This window comes from Pseudomonas quasicaspiana, assembly GCF_021147825.1.
Lineage (GTDB): Bacteria > Pseudomonadota > Gammaproteobacteria > Pseudomonadales > Pseudomonadaceae > Aquipseudomonas > Aquipseudomonas quasicaspiana.
The window spans coordinates 64,956-87,837 of sequence record NZ_JAGTPI010000018.1 but is presented as its reverse complement, the minus strand read 5'-3'; the positions used below and the strand labels follow the sequence as shown (position 1 = coordinate 87,837).

The following is a 22,882-nucleotide window of genomic DNA, read 5'->3' as shown; positions in this document are numbered from 1 at the left end:
TGATGCCGCAGCTGATTTTTCTGCCCCATGCCGTGCTGTGTCCGGATGGGCTGGTTGTTGAGGTCGAGCCCGGCACGTCTATTCTCGAAATTGCTCACGAGCATCACATCGAGATTGAAAGTGCCTGTGGTGGTGTTTGTGCCTGCACCACATGCCACTGCGTCATTCGCGAGGGTTTTGCCTCGTTGAATGAAGCGGATGAGCTGGAAGAAGACATGCTGGACAAGGCCTGGGGGCTGGAACCTCAGTCTCGCCTGTCTTGTCAGGCGATCGTCGGAAATGAAGACCTGACGGTTGAAATTCCCAAGTATTCGCTTAACCATGCGGCCGAAGCGCCGCACTGATCGAGAAGCTGTCATGAGTTACGGTTGGAATGACGTACAACGAATCGCTGAGGAACTGGCCGAGACTCATCCCGGCGTCGATCCTTACTCGGTGGGGTTTACCAAGCTGCAACTGATGATCAAGCAGTTGCCGGATTTCGACGACACCTCTGGCCGCGTCGGCGAGAAAGTGCTCGAAGCGGTTCAGACGCTTTGGGCCGACGAAATCGGCTGATCCAATTTGCACGTTAGGCAATAACCTCAAACCCGCGTATAATTCGCGGGTTTAATTTTTCGCTTTAATCATCGTTTCTGGAGTTACACCATGGCTGTTCAACGTACTTTCTCCATCATCAAGCCTGACGCCGTTGCTAAAAACGTAATCGGCGAGATCACCACTCGTTTTGAAAAAGCCGGTCTGCGCGTCGTTGCTTCGAAACTGAAGCAGCTGTCCAAGGCTGAAGCTGAAGGTTTCTACGCTGAGCACAGCGCTCGTGGCTTCTTCGGCGACCTGGTTGCGTTCATGATCTCCGGTCCTGTTGTTGTTCAGGTTCTGGAAGGCGAAAACGCTATCGCTCTGAACCGTGAGCTGATGGGCGCTACCAACCCTAAAGAAGCTGCTGCCGGCACTATCCGTGCTGACTTCGCCGATTCCATCGACGCCAACGCTGTTCACGGCTCTGATTCCGAAGCAGCCGCTGCTCGCGAAATCTCGTACTTCTTCGCAGCTACAGAGGTAACCGCTCGCTAAGTCCTGGACTAACGAGCGAAGGGTGAATTCATGATTGCAACGACTGGCAAAACAAACCTGTTGGGTCTGACCCAGCTGGAAATGGAAAAATTCTTCGATTCCATCGGGGAGAAGCGCTTCCGTGCCGGTCAGGTCATGAAGTGGATTCACCACTTTGGCGTCGATGATTTCGACGCCATGACGAATGTCAGCAAGGCCTTGCGTGAAAAACTCAAGGCTTGTGCTGAGGTTCGTGGTCCTGAAGTCGTCAGCGAGGACATCTCCACCGATGGCACCCGTAAGTGGGTGGTGCGTGTGGCGTCCGGCAGCTGCGTCGAAACCGTTTATATCCCCCAGGGCAAACGCGGCACCTTGTGTGTTTCGTCCCAGGCGGGCTGTGCGCTGGATTGCAGTTTCTGCTCTACCGGCAAACAAGGCTTCAACAGCAACCTCACCGCCGCCGAAGTGATCGGTCAGGTGTGGATTGCCAACAAATCCTTTGGCAGCGTCCCGGCTACCGTCGACCGTGCCATCACCAACGTGGTGATGATGGGCATGGGTGAGCCGCTGCTGAACTTCGATAATGTCGTTGCCGCCATGCATCTGATGATGGATGACCTGGGGTATGGCATTTCCAAGCGTCGGGTGACTTTGTCCACCTCCGGCGTGGTACCGATGATCGATGTGCTGGCTGAGCACATCGATGTATCGCTGGCGTTGTCACTGCACGCGCCAAACGATGCGCTGCGCAATCAACTGGTGCCGATCAACAAGAAATACCCGCTGAAAATGCTGCTTGAATCCTGCCGTCGCTACATGGCGACGCTGGGTGAGAAGCGCGTGTTGACCATTGAGTACACCTTGCTCAAAGACGTGAATGATCAGGTCGAACATGCTGTTGAAATGATCGAGCTGCTCAAGGACACGCCTTGCAAGATCAACCTGATTCCGTTCAACCCGTTCCCGCATTCCGGTTACGAGCGTCCGAGTAACAACGCGATTCGTCGCTTCCAGGATCAACTGCATCAGGCTGGGTATAACGTCACGGTGCGTACTACCCGTGGGGAAGATATCGATGCAGCTTGTGGTCAGTTGGTCGGGCAGGTCATGGACCGCACTCGCCGCAGCGAGCGTTACATTGCCGTACGTGAGCTGAGTAGCGAGGCGAGTGTGGCTCAAAACGCCGCGACTCGAACCTGATCGCTAACCTGGCCGAGAGAATCTCAATGTCCGTGCGCGCCACCCTGCTGCTCTGCTTCATGATCGCGCTGGCTGGGTGTGTGACCTCAGGCAAAGTTGATCCGATGAGCACCAGCCAGGGTCGTGATGCCGCACGCGAGGCCTATGTCCAGTTGGGTATTGGCTACTTGCAGCAGGGGCAGACCGAACGGGCCAAGGTACCCCTGAAGAAAGCGCTTGAACTGGACGGTTCCGACGCGGATGCCAACGCTGCCCTGGCGCTGGTGTTTCAGGTCGAGATGGAACCCGAGCTTGCTGACCAGCACTTTCAAAAGGCCCTGTCTTCTCGTCGAGGAGATGCGCGCATCCTTAATAATTACGGCAGTTTCCTTTACGAGCAAAAACGCTACAAGGAAGCCTATGAGCGTTTCGAACAGGCCGCTGCTGATAACCTTTATCCTGAGCGCTCGCGGGTTTTTGAGAATCTTGGCATGACTGCCGTGATGCTCGGTGATCGCGAAGCGGCGACGGCGCATTTCACCAAAGCCCTGCGCATGGACCGTATGTTGCCACGCGCATTGCTGGAAATGGCTGAGTTGTCTTACGAAGACAGGCATTATGTGCCCGCACGTGATTATTACGACCGTTTTAGCCAACTCAGCGAGCAAAATGCACGTAGTCTATTGCTTGGTACGCGATTGGCAAAAATCTACGATGATCGCAACAAGGCAGCCAGTTTTGGCCTGCAACTCAAAAGACTCTATCCCGGTACGCCGGAATATCAGCAATACCTGTCGGAGCAATGATGAAAGCGGTGCAACCCGAAGTCGTAGCAGCCACTCGCGTCAATCCTGGCGAAACCTTGCGTCAGGCTCGCGAGAATAAAAACTGGTCGCTGCCAGACGTCGCCCAGAGGCTCAATCTCACGGTCACTTCGTTGAGTAACCTCGAGGCTGGCCACTTTGACAAGCTGCCGGGTCATACTTTCGCCCGCGGCTATGTTCGCGCGTACGCCAAAGTCCTGGATCTCGACCAGACTGCACTGGTGACTCAATTTGACCAGTACACAGGCACAGACAGCGCGGGCAGTTCGGTGCATGCGTTGGGTCGTATCGAAGAACCGGTACGCCTGTCGCACAATATTCTGCGAATCGTCAGTCTGCTGTTGCTGGTTGTTCTGGTCGGCGGTGGTTTCTTCTGGTGGCAGGATCAGACGTCCTTGCGAGGCAAGGACTCAGGCCTGAGCCTTGAGCACGTTGAAGTCGAGAGTGCCGACGGCACTACCCAGATTCATCCTCTGGACGAACCTGAAGATCAGGCCGTCGCCGAAGCGCAAACCTCCGATTCGGCTCCGCTGGCGTTGAATCCAGCCAACCCAGCGAATCCGGCAACCCCTGCCACACAGGCGCCTGCTCAGACCGCAACTGCTCCGTCGACGACCACTCCGCCTGCCAGCTCAACGGCGGCAGCGCCGACCAACACCGCGCCTGCAACTGCTCCGTCAGCTCCCGCTGTTGCGCCTGCGCAATCTGCACCCGCCGCTGCGCCTGAGGCACCTGTTGCCGGTGCGGGTCAGGTAAGTATCTCGTTTACAGCCGATTGCTGGACTCAGGTGACTGACAGCACCGGTAAAGTTTTGTACATGGGCATCAAACACAAAGGCGATACTCTGGATGTGAGTGGCAAGCCGCCACTCAATGTACGTCTGGGGGCTGCGGCCGGTGCTCAGGTCAGCTACAACGGCATGCCTGTCGATGTGGCTCCCTTCACCAGCGGCGCTACCGCACGCCTGAAACTGGGGCAATAACTCATGCACGGTGAATCTCCGATCAAGCGTCGCGAATCCCGGAAGATCTGGGTGGGCTCGGTCCCGGTAGGGGGCGATGCACCCATCGCGGTGCAGAGCATGACCAACAGCGACACCAATGACGTCGCTGCTACCGTCGCGCAAATCAATCGTCTTGAGGCGGCCGGTGTGGATATCGTGCGGGTTTCGGTCCCGGACATGGACGCAGCGGAAGCCTTTGGCCGTATCAAGCAATTGGTGAAAGTGCCGTTGGTTGCCGACATCCACTTTGATTACCGGATTGCGCTGCGCGTTGCTGAGCTGGGTGTCGATTGCCTGCGTATCAACCCGGGCAACATCGGTCGCGAAGACCGGGTGAAGGCTGTGGTCGACGCCGCCCGTGATCGTGGTATTCCGATTCGCATTGGCGTCAACGCCGGTTCGCTGGAAAAAGACCTGCAGAAGAAGTACGGCGAGCCAACGCCAGCGGCGCTTGTAGAGTCAGCGCTGCGCCACGTCGAGCACCTCGAACGCCTGAATTTCAAGGACTTCAAGGTCAGTGTAAAAGCTTCCGATGTGTTCATGGCCGTCGAAGCCTATCGCTTGCTGGCCAAGGAAATTGTCCAGCCATTGCACTTGGGTATCACTGAAGCGGGCGGATTGCGTTCAGGCACGGTGAAATCGGCCGTTGGCCTAGGTATGCTGCTCGCCGAGGGAATTGGGGATACTATCCGCATCTCGCTGGCGGCTGATCCGGTCGAAGAGGTGAAAGTCGGCTACGACATCCTTAAATCGCTGCGCCTTCGTTCTCGTGGAATCAACTTCATCGCCTGCCCGAGTTGCTCGCGACAGAACTTCGATGTGGTCAAGACCATGAATGAACTGGAAGGGCGGCTTGAGGATTTGCTGGTGCCGCTGGATGTTGCGGTTATCGGTTGTGTGGTCAACGGCCCGGGTGAAGCCAAAGAGGCTCATGTAGGCCTGACAGGCGGCACGCCGAATCTGATCTACATCGACGGCAAGCCGGCCCAGAAGCTGACCAATGACAATCTGGTGGATGAGCTGGAACGCTTGATTCGCCGGAAAGCGGCCGAAAAGGTCGAAGCTGACGCAGCCCTTATCGCGCGCGGCTAATCAGAATTGCTAAGGATTTTTTGTGAGTAAGTCTCTGCAAGCCATTCGTGGCATGAACGACATCCTGCCCGATCAGACCCCGCTGTGGCGTCACTTCGAAGGCACTGTCTCGCGTCTGCTGGATAACTACGGTTACCGGCAGATTCGCATGCCTATCGTGGAATTCACCGATCTGTTCAAACGCTCCATCGGTGAAGTGACCGATATCGTTGAAAAAGAGATGTATACCTTTGCCGATCGCAACGGTGACTCCCTGACCCTGCGCCCTGAAGGCACTGCTGCCTGCGTGCGCGCAGTGCTTGAACACGGCATTACCGGTGGCGGTCAGGTTCAGAAATTGTGGTACATCGGGCCGATGTTCCGTCATGAACGCCCGCAGAAAGGTCGCTATCGTCAGTTTCACCAGATCGGCGTCGAGGTTTTCAACCTGGACGGTCCGGACATCGACGCAGAGCTGATCGTACTGACCTGGCGCCTGTGGGGCCTGTTGGGCATTCGCAACGCAGTGAAGCTCGAACTGAATAGCCTGGGCACCAGCGAGGCGCGTGCGCGGTATCGCGATGCGCTGGTCGAGTTCCTGTCGGCACGTCTCAGCGAATTGGACGAAGACAGTCAGCGTCGCCTGAAAACCAACCCTCTGCGGGTACTGGATACCAAGAACGCCGACACTCAGGCGCTGCTGGTTGATGCGCCGAAGCTGGCGGATTATCTGGATGACGAATCGCGAATTCACTTCGAAGGTCTGAAGGCGCGTCTGGATGCAGCGGGCATTCCGTATGTCATCAATCCCAAGCTGGTTCGTGGCCTCGATTACTACAGCAAAACCGTTTTCGAGTGGGTGACCGATCAACTGGGCGCTCAAGGTACAGTCTGCGCGGGCGGCCGTTACGACGGTCTGGTCGAGCAAATGGGCGGCAAGCCTACCAGTGGCGTTGGATTTGCCATGGGTATCGAACGTCTGGTCCTGCTGCTTGAAACACTTGAGCAGGTTCCGGAAGAAATTTCCCGTCAGGTCGACGTGTATCTGTGTGCCTTCGGCGAAGCGGCTGAACTGGCTGCGCTGGCGCTGACCGAGCGTGTTCGTGACGAGCTGCCGAACCTGCGTTTACAGGTGAATGCCGGAGCTGGCAGTTTCAAAAGCCAGTTCAAGAAAGCCGACAAGAGTGGTGCATTGTTTGCGTTGATCCTCGGGGAAGAGGAGCTGGCGCAGCAGATCATCGGCGTCAAACCCCTGCGTGGTCAGGGTGAACAACAAAATATTGCCTGGGATGCTCTGTCCGAGCACCTGGCCTCCTGCGTTGTGCAGGGTTGAAGCTGATTTACAGCCGATTTAGCGAATAGGAGTATTGGGGTGTCAGGTACTGAAGATGATGAACTGGCGGCAATGAAGGACTGGTGGCAGCGCAATGGTAAACCCCTGGTAACAGGTGGCTTGCTGGCGTTGGTAGTGGTGCTTGGCTGGCAGGCCTGGACCAGATACGAAAGCAATCAGTCGCAAGGTGCTTCGGCGCTTTACCAGCAATTGCTGGAAACAGCCCTTACGCCAAGTGGTCAGGCTGACACGGCTCGTGTGGCTGATATCGCCAACAAACTGAAAAGCGAGTTCGGTGGTTCTGCCTACGCCCAGTATGGCAGCCTGTTCGTAGCCAAGGTGGCTGTCGACAATGGCAAGCTTGATGACGCAGTAGCCGAGTTGAAACTGGTGACTGACAAGCCGGCCAGCGATACGCTGGGCGAAATCGCTCGTCAGCGTCTGGCTCGCGTACTGGCTGCACAGAACAAGGCTGACGACGCTCTGAAGCTGCTCGATGGCGATGCTGAAAAGGCATTCCTGGCCAGCCGTGAAGAACTCAAAGGTGACCTGCTGGTACAGCTGGGCCGCACCGACGAGGCCCATGCTGCATACCAAAAAGCCAAATCCGCGCTGTCTGAAGAAGCGGCCGTAGGTGGCTTACAAATGAAGCTCGACGACCTGGCCAAAGGGGATGCGTGACGTGATCCGTTGGAAACATGCAGCATTGCTGGCCCTGGCCATTTTGGCCGCGGGTTGCAGCAGCAACAGCAAAAAGGAATTGCCACCGGCCGAGCTGACCGACTTCAAAGAAGAAGTCGTGCTGCAGAAGCAGTGGAGCCGCTCCATTGGTGAGGGGCAGGGCGAGACCTACAACATGTTGGTTCCGGCTATCGATGGCGACCGTATCTTTGCCAGCGATGTAGAAGGTTACATCGTCTCGATGGACCGCATGAACGGTAATGTCATTTGGGAAAAGGACCTTGAGTTGCCTGTTTCCGGCGCCGTTGGCGTTGGTTACGGCATGCTGATGTTCGGCACCCTGAAGGGCGAAGTCGTTGTGCTGGACTCCAGCACCGGTGAAGAAAAATGGCGCGCTCGCGTGACCAGTGAAGTTCTGGCCCCGCCGTCCACCAATGGTGATGTGGTCGTGGTTCAGACTCAGGATGATCGCGTAGTCGGCTTTGATGCTGCTACCGGCAACCAGCGCTGGATTTACGAAAGCACGCCAGCAGTATTGACCCTGCGCGGCACTGGCGCGCCGATCGTGACCAACCACCTCGCGGTGGCGGGTCTGTCGACTGGTAAAGTGGTCGCACTGGACACCTCCAACGGCGTGCCGGTCTGGGAGCAGCGTGTCGCTGTCCCACAAGGTCGCTCCGAGCTGGATCGCGTCGTTGATATCGACGGTGGTCTGCTGTTGTCCGGTGGTACGTTGTATGTCGCTACCTATCAGGGCCGGGTTGCCGGTCTGGAGCTGGAAAGCGGCCGTGTCATCTGGCAGCGCGACGCCTCGAGCTACTCCGGTGTAGCACAAGGTTTCGGTAGCGTTTATGCCAGCCTGGCTTCCGGTACTGTCGAAGGTATCGACGAACGTTCGTCCTCCGCACTTTGGAGCAACGAAGCACTGGCCCGTCGCCAACTAGGCTCGCCAGAAGTGTATTCCAGCTATGTAGCCGTTGGCGACATGGAAGGCTATCTGCACCTGTTGAGCCAGGTGGATGGTCGTTTCGTGGGCCGCGAGCGCATTGACAGCGACGGCCTGCGTGCTCGTCCGTTGGTAGTGGGAGACATGATTTACGTCTACGGCAACAGCGGCAAGCTGGAAGCCCTGACGATCAAGTAATGACTTGAGGCCTGAGCCTCTAGCGACCCCGTTTCGGCGGGGTTTGCAGCACCTTGCGGTGCTGCTCCGAACTCCGGCCGCTGCCCTGCAGCGGCTTTTGTATTTTCTGAAATAACGAAGTGGAGAGCCGCATGGTTCCCGTAATCGCCCTGGTGGGTCGACCGAACGTCGGCAAGTCCACCTTGTTCAACCGCCTGACCAGGACTCGCGACGCCATTGTCGGCGATCTGTCCGGTCTGACCCGTGATCGCCAATACGGTGAGGCCAAGTGGCAAGGGCGCTCCTACATTCTGATCGACACCGGCGGTATCTCCGGTGACGAACACGGCATGGACGAAAAGATGGCCGAGCAGTCGCTGCTGGCCATTGAAGAAGCTGACGTTGTTCTGTTCCTCGTTGATGCGAAGGCCGGCTTTACCGCCGCTGACCAGATGATCGGCGAGCACTTGCGCAAACGTGGCAAGCGCTCCTATGTGGTTGCCAACAAGGTCGACAACATCGACCCTGAAATGGCCCGCGCCGAGTTCGCGCCGCTGGGTATGGGTGATGCCATCCCGGTCGCCGGTGCTCACGGTCGCGGCATCAGCCAGATGCTGGAAATCGCCCTCAGCCAATTCCCGAAAGACGAAGGGGAAGAGGATGAGGAAGGCGAAGCCGAGGTCGTTGCTGAAGGCCAGGAAGCCAAGCGCATTCCCGGTCCTAGCGAAAAGGACGGTATCAAGATCGCTATTATTGGTCGTCCTAACGTCGGCAAGTCGACACTGGTCAACCGGATGCTGGGTGAAGACCGGGTTATCGTTTATGACGAGCCGGGCACTACCCGCGACAGTATCTACATCCCGTTCGAGCGTAACGACGAAAAGTACACACTGATTGATACGGCCGGTGTGCGTAAGCGCGGCAAGATCCACGAGGAAGTTGAAAAGTTCTCGGTGGTGAAAACCCTGCAGGCCATCAAAGACGCCAACGTTGTGATCTTTGTCATGGACGCTCGTGAAGGCGTGGTCGATCACGACTTGAACCTGTTGGGCTTTGCCCTGGAAGCAGGTCGCGCACTGGTTATCGCCTTGAACAAATGGGACGGCATGGTCCCGAGCGAGCGCGACTATGTGAAGACCGAGCTTGAACGTCGCTTGTTCTTCGTCGACTTCGCGGACATTCACTTTATCTCGGCACTGCACGGCACTGGCGTGGGCAACCTGTACCAATCGGTGCAGAACTCCTTCAAGTCTGCTGTGACCCGTTGGCCAACCAGCCGTCTGACGCAGATTCTCGAAGATGCGGTCAGTGAGCATGCGCCACCGATGGTGGGCAGCCGTCGCATCAAGCTGCGTTACGCTCACCTGGGTGGTGCTAACCCGCCGCTGATCGTGATCCACGGTAACCAGGTCGAGAAAGTACCGAAGTCTTACGTCCGGTACCTGGAAAACACCTACCGTCGTGTGCTCAAACTGGTCGGTACGCCGATCCGTATCGAATTCAAAGGCGGCGAGAACCCGTACGAAGGCAACAAGAACACGCTGACAGACCGCCAGGTCAACAAGAAGCGTCGAATGATGTCGCACCACAAGAAAGCCGACAAAAAGCGTAGAGACAAGCGCTGATAGTATTGCCAGCGTAGGTCTTAAGTGGGAGCTGAGCTTGCTCGCGAAGAACGATGACGCGGTCTGCTTCAAACCGCGTCGTTTGTATCGCGGGCAAGCCCTGCTCCCACAGAGACCGCGCTATTCCGGAGAGCCGGCTTCAGCCGGGAGGGCGTCGGGTGAATCTCTCGCAGATTCTGCGCAACCTAGCAGATCCGCATAGAACCTCGCTTTATGCATCTGGCAGTAAAAAGCTTTCTCAATAAAAGGCGCTAATAGCGCCTTTTTTTATGCGCGCGCTATGGGCTATCCTGCCTGACCCGTGCCGCCGTGGAGCCGGGCGTACAGCAGGAAAAAGGCCCCATGATTGACAGCAAGTTGCCCAATGTCGGCACCACTATTTTTACCGTCATGTCCCAGCTCGCCGCTGAGACGGGCGCGATCAACCTGTCCCAGGGTTTCCCCGATTTCGATGGTCCCCAGGCGCTGCGCGATGCATTGAGTCGTCACGTCGCTGAAGGTCATAACCAATACGCACCCATGACCGGTTTGCCTGCGCTGCGTCAGCAAGTCGCGGCCAAGGTATCGCGCTGCTATGGCCGTCATGTGAATCCGGACACCGAAATCACCATTACACCGGGCGCTACCCAGGCGATTTTCTGCGCGATCCAGGCCGTGATTCGTTCCGGTGACGAAGTGATCGTTTTCGATCCTTGTTATGACAGCTACGAGCCCTCGGTTGAACTGGCCGGCGGACGCTGCGTGCACGTCCAGCTGGACGCAAACGACTTCTCCATCGACTGGCAGAAGCTGCACGATGCGCTGAGCCCCCGCACCCGGATGATCATCATCAACAGCCCCCATAACCCAAGCGGTGCGTTGATCAGCCGGGCTGAACTGGATCAACTGGCTGCACTGATCGCCAACCGGGATATCTACCTTGTCAGTGATGAGGTCTATGAGCATCTGGTATTCGATGGCGTTCAGCATGTCAGCATCCTGAGCCACGAAGAGCTGTATCAGCGCTCCTTTGTAGTCAGTTCATTCGGCAAGACCTATCACGTGACTGGCTGGAAAACCGGCTACGTAGTGGCGCCGCCCGCACTGAGCGCCGAGCTGCGCAAGGTCCATCAGTACGTCAGTTTCTGTGGTGTCACACCGCTGCAATGGGCACTGGCTGACTTCATGGCTGAGCATCCTGAACACGTCGAAGAGTTGCCCGGGTTTTATCAGGCCAAACGTGATTTCTTCTGCGATCAATTGCAGGGTTCGCGCTTTACGTTTGATCGTGTTGGCGGCACCTACTTTCAACTCGTGAACTACGCGCAGATTCGCCCCGACCTCAACGATGTAGAGATGTCGCTGTGGATGACTCGCGAACATGGTGTAGCGAGTATTCCTGTTTCGGTCTTCTACCAAAACCCACCTGAGGGGCAGCGCTTGATTCGGTTGTGCTTCGCCAAACGTGAGGAGACGCTGCGTCAGGCAGCGGAAAAACTATGCGCGATCTGAGTGAGCTGCCGAACCTGAACGTGGCGCTGGTGCAGACCTCTCTGGTCTGGCATGACCGCAAGACCAACCTTGAGCACTTCGCCATGCTCCTGGCTCCCGTCAAGGGGGCTGATCTGGTGATCCTGCCGGAAATGTTCACCACGGGTTTCTCCATGGACTCTGAGACTCTTGCCGAGCCGGAAGCCGGTCCGACATCCAGATGGATGCTGGAGCAGGCCAGGCTACTGGATGCGGTCGTCACCGGTAGCGTTATTATCAAAGCTGCTGACGGAAGTCACCGTAATCGGCTGCTGTGGGCGCGTCCTGATGGTGAGTTGCTGCACTACGACAAGCGTCATCTGTTTCGCATGGCGGGTGAGCATGAGCATTACAGCCCCGGCGAGCGTCAGGTGCAATTTGAACTCAAGGGATGGCGTGTGCGTCCGCTGATCTGCTACGACCTGCGTTTTCCGGTCTGGAGTCGTGACGCCCAGCACACCGACTTGCTGCTCTACACCGCGAACTGGCCGGGTGCCCGACGCTTGCACTGGAACCGCCTGTTGCCCGCCCGGGCAATCGAGAACCTGTGTTACGTGGCAGCCGTGAACCGGACCGGAACCGACGGCAAAGGCTTCGCTTATACCGGTGACAGTCAGGTGCTCGATTTTCAGGGTGAGAGCCTGTTCAACGCCGGGGAGGCCGATGGCGTTTTCGAGGTGACGCTGAATGCCGCGGATCTGGCGGCTTACCGGACAAAGTTTCCGGCTCACCTCGATTCCGATACATTCGAGATACACTAAATCCTTTCAGCGCGGGTGGCGCATGTCGATATAACAGACAGAGATGACTCAATGTTTCTATCTGGAGATCGACATGACCACCATCAACACATCGTCCCTCAACACCTACGCAAGTTCCTTCAGTGTCGCGATCAAAAAAGACGACGCGGCGACTGCTGCGGCCAGTTCGGACGCCACGACTGCGACGGGCGATGAAGCCGGCACTGACAGCACCAAAGTGGCTGCTGGTGGTGCACCTGCGGGTGGGGGCGCGGCGGGGAGTTCGACGTCCGACAGCACTCAGGAAAGTATCAAGAAGCTGCAAGAGCAGATCGAGAAAACCGAGAAGCTGTTGAAAGAGCAACAACAGCAACTGGCTGCTGCGCAAAACGGTAATGCCACTCCTGAGGAAAAAGCCCAGAAGGCCATGGCGATTCAGGCACAGATCTCCAGTACCAACGCGACACTTGCCTCGCAAGAAGCGGCATTGGTGCAACTGACCACATCTGGCGGTATCGACACCACGGCGTGATCATTGCTGAACCGCTTTTATCGAGTGTTTTTCGCCACGTTGAAACGCCTTGAAGCTTCGCTGCTTCCGGGCGGTTTGTGCTGCGTGTCACAAAATCCTCTGCAGTAGCTTCAGTTCTGCCTTGGGCGGCCGATAACGCGCATAACCGCCTAGGAGTCGACCATGACTACAATCAATACCAGTTCATTGGGTCTCTACCCTGCAACGCTGACTGCCACCATCAAAAGCAATGTAGACAAGGCCAGTGAAACCCAGTCTGGCGATTCGGTCCCGAGCAAAATCAACGTCGACTTGCGCGGCAACGTCTATCAGACTGACGATGCAAAAGCAGGTGCGGCAGGTCCATCGAGCCCGGCCCAGGCGGCGATAGAGAATTTGCAGAAGCAGATAAAAGAAGTTCAGAAGCAGCTATTGCGCGAACAGCAGCAATTGGCAGCGGCGCAAAACAGTAAGGGTTCCGAGACCGAGAAGGCTTCGCGAATCATGGCCATCCAGCAGCAGATTTCAGGTACTACTGCGCAGTTGGCGACCATGCAGGCCGCTCTGCTCGATTTGATGAAAGGCAATGTTAAAGCGACCGCCTGATAATTGCGCCTGAATAAAAAGGCCCTGAAGCTTTCACTTCAGGGCCTTTTTTTGTTTGAAATGCCGGCCTGGGCAACAATCAATTGCCCGGCCGTGCAACGCACGTGGGAGCGAATTCATTCGCGAAGGCGGGGTGTCAGACCCTGATCTATTTCAGACCTGCCCCGTTCGCGAATGAGTTCGCTCCCACAAGGTCCTGTTACAGGCTACGAGCCACGCGAATCAGGCCGCCTTGGCTTCTGCCTGGCTCAGCGAACGGTTCAGTGCACTGAAAAGCGCCTTGAAGCTCGCCGTGGTGATGTTCTCGTCAACACCCACGCCGTGGACCGCACGATCGCCGTTCACGCGCAGCTCGATGTAGGCAGCGGCTTTGGCCGTGGTGCCTGCGCCGATGGCGTGCTCGTTGTAATCCATGATTTCCACACCAATTGGCAGGCTCGAGACGAGGGCTTCCAGCGCACCGTTGCCTTTGCCTTTCCAGCGCTGGGTTTCGTCGTTGACGCTGACTTCGGCGTCAACGGCGCTGGTGTTGTTCTCTTCCTGCAAGCGGTGGCTTATCAGTGCGTAGGGCTTGTTGGCCTGCAGGTATTCACGTTTGAACAACGCGTAGATCTGCTGGGCACTCATTTCCAGGCCCAGACGATCGGTTTCGCCCTGAACCACCTGGCTGAATTCGATCTGCATGCGGCGGGGCAGGGAGATGCCGTATTCCTGTTCCAGCAAATAAGTGATGCCGCCTTTACCAGACTGGCTGTTGACGCGGATCACCGCCTCATAGCTGCGGCCGATATCAGCCGGGTCGATCGGCAAATAAGGCACTTCCCACAGCGCATTGTCTTTCTGCTGGGCGAAGCCTTTGCGGATTGCGTCCTGGTGGGAGCCGGAGAATGCGGTGTGCACCAGATCGCCTACGTACGGTGCACGCGGGTGAACCGGAATCTGATTGCACTCCTCAACGACTTTACGAACCCCGTCGATATCGGAGAAGTCCAGTTGCGGGTCCAGACCCTGGGTGTACATGTTCAATGCCACGGTCACCAGGTCCACGTTGCCGGTGCGCTCGCCGTTACCGAACAGGCAGCCTTCAACGCGATCTGCGCCCGCCATCAGGCCCAGTTCGGTAGCGGCAATGCCAGTACCACGGTCATTGTGGGTGTGCAGGCTGATGATCACGCTGTCGCGACGAGTGATGTTGCGGCAGAACCACTCGATCTGATCGGCATAGATGTTCGGGGTAGCGACTTCAACCGTGGCAGGCAGGTTGAGGATGACCTTGTTCTCAGGCGTCGCGTTCCAGACTTCGATGACCGCGTCGCAGACTTCCTTGGCGAACTCCAGCTCGGTGGCGCTGAAGGTTTCCGGAGAGTACTCGAAGGTCCACTGGGTTTCTGGCTGTTCAGCTGCGTACTTAACGAACAGCTTGGCAGCGCTGACTGCGATCTCTTTCACGCCAGCCTTGTCCTGATTGAAGACAATACGGCGGAACGACGGGCTGGTGGCGTTATACAGGTGAACAATGGCCTTCTTCGCGCCACGCAGGGATTCGAATGTGCGGGCAATCAGGTCTTCACGACCTTGGGTCAGCACCTGAATAGTCGTGTCATCCGGGATATGACCGTCTTCGATCAGGGTACGCACGAAGTCAAAGTCGGTTTGCGAAGCTGCCGGGAACGACGCTTCGATCTCCTTGACACCAACGTTGACCAGAGTCTTCCAGAAACGCAGCTTTTTGACTGCATCCATTGGCTCGATCAACGACTGGTTGCCGTCACGAAGGTCCGAGCTGCACCAGATCGGCGCCGCAGTGATGGTTTTGGAAGGCCAGGTGCGGTCAGGCAAATCAATGGTCGGGAAAGCACGGTACTTCTTCGAGGGATCTTTGAGCATTGGCATTGGAGCGAATCCTTTGGGGTACTTATTTTGTATGGGCCGGGAGAAGGCGGCCAACCGATAAAGCGAAAGGCGGGGTGAGGCACATCGATCTAGCCTGGCAGTCGTGCACTGACCAGGCTGAGACAGCGATGTTGCCGCAACAAAATGAGGGTTTGAGAGTTTTTCATAAGGCCAACCGTACCCATTGGGGTGAAAGTTGGCAAGCAGTTGAAAAAAATTGAGAGAAGTTCTCTGGAATTGGTTTTTAGTGGTTATTTATGGCTTGAATCTTTAGTGAATAAATTATTTATTGCGCGAGTTCGTTTCCTTGTAGGAGCTGCCGCAGGCTGCGAAGCGATGGCGCAGGCAAAATCGCTTCGCAGACTGCGGCAGCTCCTACAAAAAACTTTTTACGGCTGAAACGCACCGATGAATATCGCCGGATCGACCCGCGCATCATTCAGGCTGACGTTCCAGTGCATGTGCGGACCTGTGGCCCGACCGGTCGAGCCAACGCGACCTACCACGCCGCCACGTGGCACAGCATCGCCGACTTTCACGTCGATTTTCGACATGTGGCAGAACATGCTGATAAAGCCCTGACCGTGGTCGACGAATACCGTATTGCCGTTGAAGAAGTAATTACCGGTCAGGATCACTTTGCCTGCCGCCGGAGCTTTGATCGGAGTCCCCGCCGGAACAGCGAAGTCCAGCCCTGAATGGGGATTGCGCTCTTCGCCATTGAAGAAGCGGCGTACGCCGAACTTACTGGAAAGAGGGCCTGCCACGGGTTTGTCCAGCGCCAGATTGCTCGGCGTACCGGGGCTGAAGCTGCGATAGGCCTTGAGCTGCTCAGCCAGTTCGCCATCAATGCGTTTCAGGTCATCCGGGTTGGGATTGACCTGACGCTGGTTTTTCAAGGTGATGCGCTGTTCAGGGTACTTCTTGTTACCGACGACAAAGTTCAGGGTGCGATTGCCGCTGGCATCTTTTGCTATCAGTTTCTGCGCGCCTGGTTTAACCGTCAGAGGCACGCCAACAATCGCCAGCCAGCGAACGCCTTGTTCCTTGACCACCAGCACCGGTTTGCCGTCGTACGTGGCGGTTGGTGCCTGCGCGGCATTGCCCAGATCAACCACTGCCACGCCACCAGGCACCGGCTTGTTCAGCAGTCGGGTGATGTAACTGTCAGCGTGGGCGGGCAGGCACAGGCAAAGAGCGAACAAGGGAGCGAGAAAACGCAGCATCAATAATCAATCCAGAAGAGAAAGGGTGACAGGCGTCAGGTGATTGTCTTCGACCCGCACTTGCAGTTCGCCTTCGCCAAGTCGGGCGGTTAGACGCTGGCCAGTGCGGGTTTGTGCTGCGTTGCGAATCGCATGACCGCGCTCGTCGAGCAAAATGCTGTAACCCCGACCCAGCGTCGCCAGCGGGCTGACCACTTGCAGGGTTTGTACTTGGGTTTGCAATTGCAGACGGCGGGTTTTTAGCGTGTCGCGCATGGCTTTCGGCAGGCGCTCAGCCAGCACGTCCAGACGCTGGCGCAGAAACGCCAAGGTTCGGCCGGGATGCTGCGCCGCGAGACGGCTTTCCAGATGAGCGAGCCTGACTTGCCGCTTGTGCGTTTGCTGATCGAAGGCCCGGCGCATGCGCATGTCCAGATCATCCAGACGTTGGGCTTGCTGACGCAGACGTTCGCCGGGATGCCGCAAACGACGGGAGACGCCTTCCAGACGCAGTCGCTCACGCATGAGCTTGTCTTTTATGCGGCTGACCAGTCGACGATGCAGGTTGTCGACGCGGCGATGCAGGTCGCTGGAGTCGGGGGCCAGCAGTTCAGCGGCAGCGGAAGGCGTGGGGGCGCGAACGTCCGCTACAAAGTCACTGATGGACACATCGGTTTCGTGGCCGACGGCGCTGACGATGGGTGTTACACAGGCGTCGATGGCCCGTGCGACCGCCTCTTCGTTGAAGCACCACAGGTCTTCCAGCGAGCCTCCGCCGCGGGCGAGGATCAGCGCATCGAAACCGCGTGAATCCGCCAGCTTTAAAGCACGCACAATCTGGTTGATGGCTTCGCGGCCCTGGACTGCGGTGGGGATCAGGGTCAGCTCCACCTGAGGCGCACGACGCCGGAAGACGCTGATGATGTCGCGGATCACGGCGCCGGTCGGTGAACTGATAATGCCGATGCGCTGCGGATGCAGGGGCAGGGCGACTTTGCGCTCGGCGCTGAACAGTCCTTCGGCGCTGAGTTTTTCTTTCAATGCGTCGAAAGCCAGCCGCAGTGCGCCGTCACCCGCAGGTTCTACGGTATCGAGAATCAACTGATAGTCGCCGCGACCTTCAAACAGTGAAACCTTGCCGCGTACCTTGACCTGCAAGCCGTCCTTCAGTGCCTGACGAACCCGAGCGGCGCTTTGCCGGAACAGTGCACAACGCACCTGAGCCCCGGAGTCCTTCAAGGTGAAGTACACGTGACCGGATGCCGGGCGCGAAAGGTTGGAGATTTCCCCTTCAACCCAGATATTGCTGAACACATCCTCCAGCAACACCCGGGCACGGCCGTTGAGCTGGCTGACAGTAAGGACTTCCCGGTCGAGGCCGAGTCTAGCGAAGGGGTCTTTGATCATGGTGGGCATGATAAAGGCAATGCGCAGCAAGCGCACGACGGGAAATACATGTCTGCCTGATACGCCGCCATCGCGGCCTTGCGGAGCTGGTGCGCCCCCCGTTCTGTAGGAGCGCACGAGCACCGCGAGGCCGCGATGGCGGTCTACCTGATATACCGCCATCTCGATGTCACGCTGTCCTGTGCTGCTTGGTCACTGACACCGACTTGACCTGAGCCGCTAGGGGATTAAGCTGCCAACCCCCGCACACATCAGCAAAAGATCGCCATGAACAGCCAAAGCATTATTGTCCCGCAGATTTCCGGTTTTCCCGGCCGTGAAGCCCGGGCGCGTCTGATTCTGCGCTGGCTGGTCAAGCTCAATGTCGTCGAGCCGGAGCTGACCACTTGCGGGCGCACCTATAACAAAATGGCCTACGCCATTGCGCCCGGCGCCCGTGCAGTCGTCGAAAACCCTGATGCTCTGCCATTCGGTCAGCCGGTCAATGGGCTGGAGATCGTCACCAAACGCTGCATCTATACCCCGCTCAAGGATTTCGCTGAAGAGGCCGGCTGCCCGGAGTGCCGCAAGGAAATCGGTGAAGCGCTGTTCGACAGTCTTGAGGACTGGATGCCAGGCCACACCGATAACTTCATCTGCCCGGAATGCCGCCATGAAGACGACATTAACGGCTTTCTGTTTCTGCAGCCGTGCGGCTTTTCTAACCTGGGCTTCATCTTTAATGACTGGCTCGACGCGCCGTTCAAACAGAGCTTTCTGGATGACTTCGCCGAACGTCTGGATCGTCCCGTTTCTTTCGTCAAAGTACGTCTATAACGCTCTGTGATAATTGTCTAAGGTTTACATTGAGCCGACGGGGGTGTCTGGGTATAATGGCGCGCTTCCAATTTCCCGCTCGGGAGCCCCCGCGATGCTGCGTATCAGCCAAGAAGCACTTACTTTCGACGACATTCTCCTTGTGCCCGGTTATTCCGAGGTACTTCCTAACGAAGTCAGTCTGAAAACCCGTTTGACCCGTGGCATCGAATTGAACATTCCGCTGGTCTCCGCTGCCATGGACACCGTGACTGAAGCCCGTCTGGCAATTGCCATGGCTCAGGAAGGCGGTATAGGTGTAATCCACAAGAACATGACCATCGAGCAGCAAGCTGCCGAAGTCCGCAAGGTCAAGAAGTTCGAAGCCGGTGTCGTGAAAGACCCGATCACCATCCAGGCTGACGCCACGGTTCGTGACCTGTTCGAACTGACCCGTCTGCACAACATCTCAGGCGTACCTGTCCTGCACAATGGCGACCTGGTCGGCATCGTGACCTCCCGCGACGTACGCTTTGAAAATCGTCTGGATGTGCCTGTTCGCGAAGTGATGACGCCTAAAGAGCGTCTGGTCACTGTTCGCGAAGGCGCTGACAAGAACGAAGTGCGCGAACTGCTGCACAAGCACCGTCTGGAAAAAGTCCTGATCGTCGACGCCAATTTCGCGCTCAAGGGCATGATGACCGTCAAGGACATCGAAAAAGCCAAGGCTTATCCGCTGGCCAGCAAGGACGACCAGGGTCGTCTGCGCGTTGGCGCGGCGGTCGGCACCGGCAAAGACACCGGCGAGCGTGTGACTGCATTGGTTGCAGCGGGCGTTGACGTAGTGGTTGTCGACACCGCTCACGGTCACTCTAAAGGTGTGATCGATCGCGTTCGCTGGGTCAAAGAGAACTTCCCGGAAGTGCAGGTCATCGGCGGCAACATTGCTACCGGCGCTGCTGCCAAGGCACTGGTTGCCGCTGGCGCTGACGCAGTCAAGGTCGGTATCGGCCCGGGCTCGATCTGCACCACGCGTATCGTTGCCGGTGTCGGCGTGCCGCAAATCAGCGCCATCGCCAACGTATGTGCTGCCCTTGAGGGCACTGGCGTTCCATTGATCGCCGACGGCGGTATCCGTTTCTCCGGTGACCTGTCCAAAGCCATCGTGGCCGGTGCTTCCTGCGTGATGATGGGCTCGATGTTTGCCGGTACTGAAGAAGCGCCAGGCGAAATCGAACTGTTCCAGGGTCGCTCCTACAAGGCTTACCGCGGTATGGGTTCGCTGGGCGCCATGTCTCAGGCTCAGGGCTCCTCCGACCGTTACTTCCAGGATTCGTCCGAAGGAGCCGAGAAGCTGGTGCCGGAAGGTATTGAAGGCCGTGTTGCCTACAAGGGCTCGCTGGCTGCAATCATCCATCAGCTGATGGGCGGCCTGCGTTCCTCCATGGGTTACACCGGCAGCGCTGACATCGAAGAGATGCGTACCAAGCCTGAATTCGTGCGTATCACCGGTGCCGGTATGGCTGAATCCCACGTCCATGACGTGCAGATCACCAAGGAAGCGCCGAACTATAGGGTCGGCTAAAGCCGACCAGCTATAAGCTCCAAGCTTCTAGCTGCAAGCGATGGCTGTGGTGACACAGCCATCGCATACATCCCGATTAGCTTGCAGCTTGCGGCTTGAAGCTCGCAGCTGCTCTTCAGAGCCTTTTCCATGTCCCTCGACATTCACGCCCACCGTATCCTGATCCTCGACTTCGGTTCCCAGTACACCCAGTTGATCGCCCGTCGCGTGCGTGAAATCGGTGTTTACTGCGAACTGCACCCGTTCGACATGGACGACGAAGCGATTCGCGAATTCGCTCCAAAAGGCGTGATCCTCGCCGGCGGCCCCGAGTCCGTACACGAAGCCGACAGCCCGCGCTGCCCGCAAGCGGTATTTGACCTGGGCGTGCCGGTTTTCGGTATCTGCTACGGCATGCAGACCATGGCCGAGCAGTTGGGCGGCAAGGTTGCAGGTTCTGAGCTGCGCGAGTTCGGCTACGCGCGCGTTGACGTAGTCGGCAAAAGCCGTCTGCTCGATGGCATCGAAGACCATATCGACGCCGATGGCCTGTTTGGCCTCGACGTATGGATGAGTCACGGTGACAAGGTCACCAAGCTGCCTGAAGACTTCCACATTCTGGCCAGCACCCCGAGCTGCCCGATTGCCGGTATGGCTGACGACGCTCGCGGTTACTACGGCGTGCAGTTCCACCCGGAAGTGACCCACACCAAGCAGGGCGGTCGCATCCTGTCGCGTTTCATCCTCGACATCTGTGGCTGTGAAGCGCTGTGGACCCCTTCGAAGATTGCTGAAGACGCTATCGCTCAGGTTCGCGCTCAGGTCGGTACTGACAACGTATTGCTGGGTCTTTCAGGCGGCGTTGACTCCTCTGTTGTGGCTGCGTTGCTGCACAAGGCGATCGGCGACCAGTTGACCTGCGTATTCGTTGACAACGGCTTGCTGCGCTTGCATGAAGGCGAGCAGGTCATGGCCATGTTCGCCGAGAACATGGGCGTCAAGGTTATCCGCGCCAACGCTGAAGATCAGTTCCTGAACAATCTGGCTGGCGAAAGCGACCCGGAGAAGAAGCGCAAGATCATCGGCCGTACCTTCATCGACGTGTTCGATGCCGAATCCTGCAAGCTGGACAACATCAAGTACCTTGCCCAAGGCACCATCTACCCGGACGTGATCGAGTCGGCTGGCGCCAAGAGCGGCAAGGCTCACGTGATCAAGTCGCACCACAACGTGGGCGGCCTGCCGGAAGAAATGAACCTCAAGCTGGTCGAGCCACTGCGTGAACTGTTCAAGGACGAAGTGCGTCGCCTCGGCCTCGAACTGGGTCTGCCATACGACATGGTTTACCGTCACCCATTCCCGGGCCCGGGCCTCGGCGTGCGGATCCTCGGTGAAGTGAAAAAGGAATACGCCGACCTGCTGCGTCGCGCTGACCACATCTTCATCGAAGAACTGCGCAAAGCCGACTGGTACCACAAAGTCAGCCAAGCGTTCGTGGTATTCCAGCCAGTCAAATCGGTTGGCGTTGTAGGCGATGGCCGTCGTTACGCGTGGGTCGTTGCACTGCGCGCCGTAGAAACCATCGACTTCATGACCGCACGTTGGGCGCACCTGCCTTACGAGCTGCTGGAAACCGTCAGCGGCCGGATCATCAACGAGATCGAAGGCATTTCTCGTGTGACCTACGATGTGTCGAGCAAGCCGCCTGCGACTATTGAGTGGGAGTGACCCCTACAGCGCTGCATGAAAAAACCGGCTTTTGCCGGTTTTTTTTGCTCGCGATAATGGCTTACTGTCGCTATTGAAAGAGCCGTATTGTGTTCGTAGCAGCGCTCTGTCGGTAGCTGGATATCATCAAGCACGGAAGGCCAGAATGAAAGTACTCACAGATGATGAGATTGGCGTTGCATACGCACAGGTAGTAATAAATTAATGATCTGAGCGGGCCTCTTGATAATAGAGTGGGAGTAAGTTTTTTAGTAACTATCTGATTTTTGTTAAAAATAAGATTGGATAGTGATTTTACTGTTTCATCAATGGCGTTTTTCATGGTGCGCATGGTAGGAATCAGCAGTGAAGTGCCGCGATACCATGTTCGGCACTAGTGATGCCAGCATGGTGTCGAGAGTATTAATTCTGCAAATGTGGTTAAGAACTGAATGCCACTGTGCAATACTCTTTCAATCCCGCCTTGTAAATTTTGACAAAAAGTTTTGTGAGCGAACTTTGTATTCTTTATTAAGCAAGTTTAAAACATTCGTTAGGAACACATACAGATTCCCCTCGAAATAATCTTCAATGAAAGATGTTTCCTGCCCGAACGGAGGATCTACATATTCCAGACCTTCCGGGGTTGTGTGATTTTTAATATATTTCTTTATTTGTGCTTTTAGGAAAAATACATTAAGCAGGTTGCGTTCATCGATGTAGCTCTTAACTATTTGGTCTAGGCCCAAAGGCGTAAACTGCGCCTTCTCATCATCTGTCAGGAACTCCCCGACACCTTCTCCCAAATCATAAATGAAGTCAGTTATTAATCCGTATGCCATAACTCTAGTCTCATGTTTATGGAAAAAGCAGTTACTATGAAGTATGACATAATGTTGTACTCAAAAAAATTAATCACTGCATAAAATTTAGGTCAGAATACTAGCTGAATTTCAGCACGAATTACCAACCCGACCTGTGTTTAGGTTGGTCGAACGTTGAGAGGTAGTCATGAGGCTTGCCAGTTGAAAGGCGTATCTGATGGTAGGCGA

At 56.7% G+C, this 22,882-nt stretch carries 23 protein-coding genes; 19 read left to right on the top strand and 4 right to left on the bottom strand.

What is annotated here, in order from left to right; all coding sequences use genetic code 11:
- The first annotated feature begins 2 nt into the window (after positions 1-2).
- The 15 genes from fdx to KDX30_RS13325 all read left to right on the top strand — a co-directional run bounded on the left by fdx (position 3) and on the right by KDX30_RS13325 (position 13,259).
- The gene (gene fdx, locus KDX30_RS13395; protein ID WP_027902644.1) at positions 3-344 is read left to right on the top strand and encodes an ISC system 2Fe-2S type ferredoxin; all 342 of its coding nucleotides are present in this window, start codon (positions 3-5) and stop codon (positions 342-344) included.
- Between the two features lie 13 nt (positions 345-357).
- Entirely contained in the window at positions 358-558 is a 201-nt protein-coding gene (gene iscX, locus KDX30_RS13390) for a Fe-S cluster assembly protein IscX (protein WP_087264564.1), read from the top strand.
- Between the two features lie 90 nt (positions 559-648).
- Positions 649-1,074 carry a nucleoside-diphosphate kinase gene (gene ndk / locus KDX30_RS13385; protein ID WP_002552482.1) on the top strand — a complete coding sequence of 142 codons (426 nt, stop codon included), beginning with the start codon at positions 649-651 and terminating at the stop codon, positions 1,072-1,074.
- A 30-nt stretch (positions 1,075-1,104) separates the two neighbouring features.
- Positions 1,105-2,253 (top strand): 23S rRNA (adenine(2503)-C(2))-methyltransferase RlmN, encoded by a 1,149-nt coding sequence (gene rlmN, locus KDX30_RS13380; protein ID WP_122808276.1) that lies wholly within the window; start codon positions 1,105-1,107, stop codon positions 2,251-2,253.
- A 26-nt stretch (positions 2,254-2,279) separates the two neighbouring features.
- Entirely contained in the window at positions 2,280-3,038 is a 759-nt protein-coding gene (gene pilW / locus KDX30_RS13375) for a type IV pilus biogenesis/stability protein PilW (protein ID WP_027902641.1), read from the top strand.
- Positions 3,038-4,039 (top strand): RodZ domain-containing protein, encoded by a 1,002-nt coding sequence (locus tag KDX30_RS13370; protein ID WP_231676239.1) that lies wholly within the window; start codon positions 3,038-3,040, stop codon positions 4,037-4,039. Before pilW ends, KDX30_RS13370 begins: the two co-directional genes overlap by 1 nt.
- A 3-nt stretch (positions 4,040-4,042) precedes the next feature.
- Positions 4,043-5,152 carry a flavodoxin-dependent (E)-4-hydroxy-3-methylbut-2-enyl-diphosphate synthase gene (ispG, locus tag KDX30_RS13365; RefSeq protein ID WP_027902639.1) on the top strand — a complete coding sequence of 370 codons (1,110 nt, stop codon included), beginning with the start codon at positions 4,043-4,045 and terminating at the stop codon, positions 5,150-5,152.
- A gap of 22 nt (positions 5,153-5,174) precedes the next feature.
- A complete protein-coding gene (hisS, locus tag KDX30_RS13360) occupies positions 5,175-6,464 on the top strand; it encodes a histidine--tRNA ligase (RefSeq protein WP_122707884.1) in 1,290 nt (429 codons plus the stop codon).
- Positions 6,465-6,503: 39 nt separating this feature from the next.
- The gene (locus tag KDX30_RS13355) at positions 6,504-7,145 is read left to right on the top strand and encodes a YfgM family protein (protein ID WP_027902637.1); all 642 of its coding nucleotides are present in this window, start codon (positions 6,504-6,506) and stop codon (positions 7,143-7,145) included.
- The gene (gene bamB, locus KDX30_RS13350; protein ID WP_231676237.1) at positions 7,138-8,289 is read left to right on the top strand and encodes an outer membrane protein assembly factor BamB; all 1,152 of its coding nucleotides are present in this window, start codon (positions 7,138-7,140) and stop codon (positions 8,287-8,289) included. Before KDX30_RS13355 ends, bamB begins: the two co-directional genes overlap by 8 nt.
- 131 nt (positions 8,290-8,420) lie before the next feature.
- Entirely contained in the window at positions 8,421-9,893 is a 1,473-nt protein-coding gene (gene der, locus KDX30_RS13345) for a ribosome biogenesis GTPase Der (RefSeq protein WP_027902635.1), read from the top strand.
- Positions 9,894-10,235: 342 nt separating this feature from the next.
- Positions 10,236-11,384: a pyridoxal phosphate-dependent aminotransferase gene (locus tag KDX30_RS13340; protein ID WP_231676235.1), complete on the top strand. Its 1,149-nt coding sequence runs from the start codon at positions 10,236-10,238 to the stop codon at positions 11,382-11,384.
- Positions 11,372-12,163 carry an amidohydrolase gene (locus KDX30_RS13335; protein WP_231676234.1) on the top strand — a complete coding sequence of 264 codons (792 nt, stop codon included), beginning with the start codon at positions 11,372-11,374 and terminating at the stop codon, positions 12,161-12,163. The genes KDX30_RS13340 and KDX30_RS13335 overlap by 13 nt, the downstream gene beginning before the upstream one ends.
- A 73-nt stretch (positions 12,164-12,236) precedes the next feature.
- Positions 12,237-12,674 carry a hypothetical protein gene (locus tag KDX30_RS13330; RefSeq protein ID WP_231676233.1) on the top strand — a complete coding sequence of 146 codons (438 nt, stop codon included), beginning with the start codon at positions 12,237-12,239 and terminating at the stop codon, positions 12,672-12,674.
- Positions 12,675-12,836: 162 nt separating this feature from the next.
- Positions 12,837-13,259: a FlxA-like family protein gene (locus KDX30_RS13325; protein WP_099267618.1), complete on the top strand. Its 423-nt coding sequence runs from the start codon at positions 12,837-12,839 to the stop codon at positions 13,257-13,259.
- A 222-nt stretch (positions 13,260-13,481) separates the two neighbouring features.
- On the opposite strand, the gene leuA is transcribed toward KDX30_RS13325, so the two are convergent.
- Positions 13,482-15,152: a 2-isopropylmalate synthase gene (leuA, locus tag KDX30_RS13320; protein WP_231676232.1), complete on the bottom strand. Its 1,671-nt coding sequence runs from the start codon at positions 15,150-15,152 to the stop codon at positions 13,482-13,484.
- A 189-nt stretch (positions 15,153-15,341) separates the two neighbouring features.
- Between leuA and KDX30_RS13315 the strand changes: the two genes are divergently transcribed.
- A complete protein-coding gene (locus tag KDX30_RS13315; RefSeq protein ID WP_231676230.1) occupies positions 15,342-15,551 on the top strand; it encodes a hypothetical protein in 210 nt (69 codons plus the stop codon).
- On the opposite strand, the gene KDX30_RS13310 is transcribed toward KDX30_RS13315, so the two are convergent.
- Together KDX30_RS13310 and xseA are read right to left on the bottom strand one after the other, a co-directional pair.
- Positions 15,542-16,378 (bottom strand): peptidoglycan DD-metalloendopeptidase family protein, encoded by an 837-nt coding sequence (locus KDX30_RS13310; protein ID WP_099267620.1) that lies wholly within the window; start codon positions 16,376-16,378, stop codon positions 15,542-15,544. The genes KDX30_RS13315 and KDX30_RS13310 overlap by 10 nt on opposite strands.
- A 6-nt stretch (positions 16,379-16,384) precedes the next feature.
- Positions 16,385-17,764: an exodeoxyribonuclease VII large subunit gene (gene xseA, locus KDX30_RS13305; protein WP_231676245.1), complete on the bottom strand. Its 1,380-nt coding sequence runs from the start codon at positions 17,762-17,764 to the stop codon at positions 16,385-16,387.
- Between the two features lie 267 nt (positions 17,765-18,031).
- On the opposite strand from xseA, the gene KDX30_RS13300 reads away from it, so the two are divergent.
- From KDX30_RS13300 to guaA, 3 genes are all read left to right on the top strand, one after another.
- Positions 18,032-18,580: a sugar ABC transporter ATPase gene (locus tag KDX30_RS13300; protein WP_099267621.1), complete on the top strand. Its 549-nt coding sequence runs from the start codon at positions 18,032-18,034 to the stop codon at positions 18,578-18,580.
- Between the two features lie 94 nt (positions 18,581-18,674).
- A complete protein-coding gene (gene guaB, locus KDX30_RS13295) occupies positions 18,675-20,144 on the top strand; it encodes an IMP dehydrogenase (protein ID WP_099267622.1) in 1,470 nt (489 codons plus the stop codon).
- Between the two features lie 129 nt (positions 20,145-20,273).
- Positions 20,274-21,851, top strand: coding sequence for a glutamine-hydrolyzing GMP synthase (gene guaA / locus KDX30_RS13290; protein WP_099267623.1), 1,578 nt, complete (start codon positions 20,274-20,276; stop codon positions 21,849-21,851).
- 452 nt (positions 21,852-22,303) lie between these two features.
- On the opposite strand, the gene KDX30_RS13285 is transcribed toward guaA, so the two are convergent.
- Positions 22,304-22,672, bottom strand: a complete 369-nt coding sequence (locus tag KDX30_RS13285; protein WP_231676229.1) for a hypothetical protein — start codon at positions 22,670-22,672, stop codon at positions 22,304-22,306.
- Positions 22,673-22,882 lie beyond the last annotated feature (210 nt).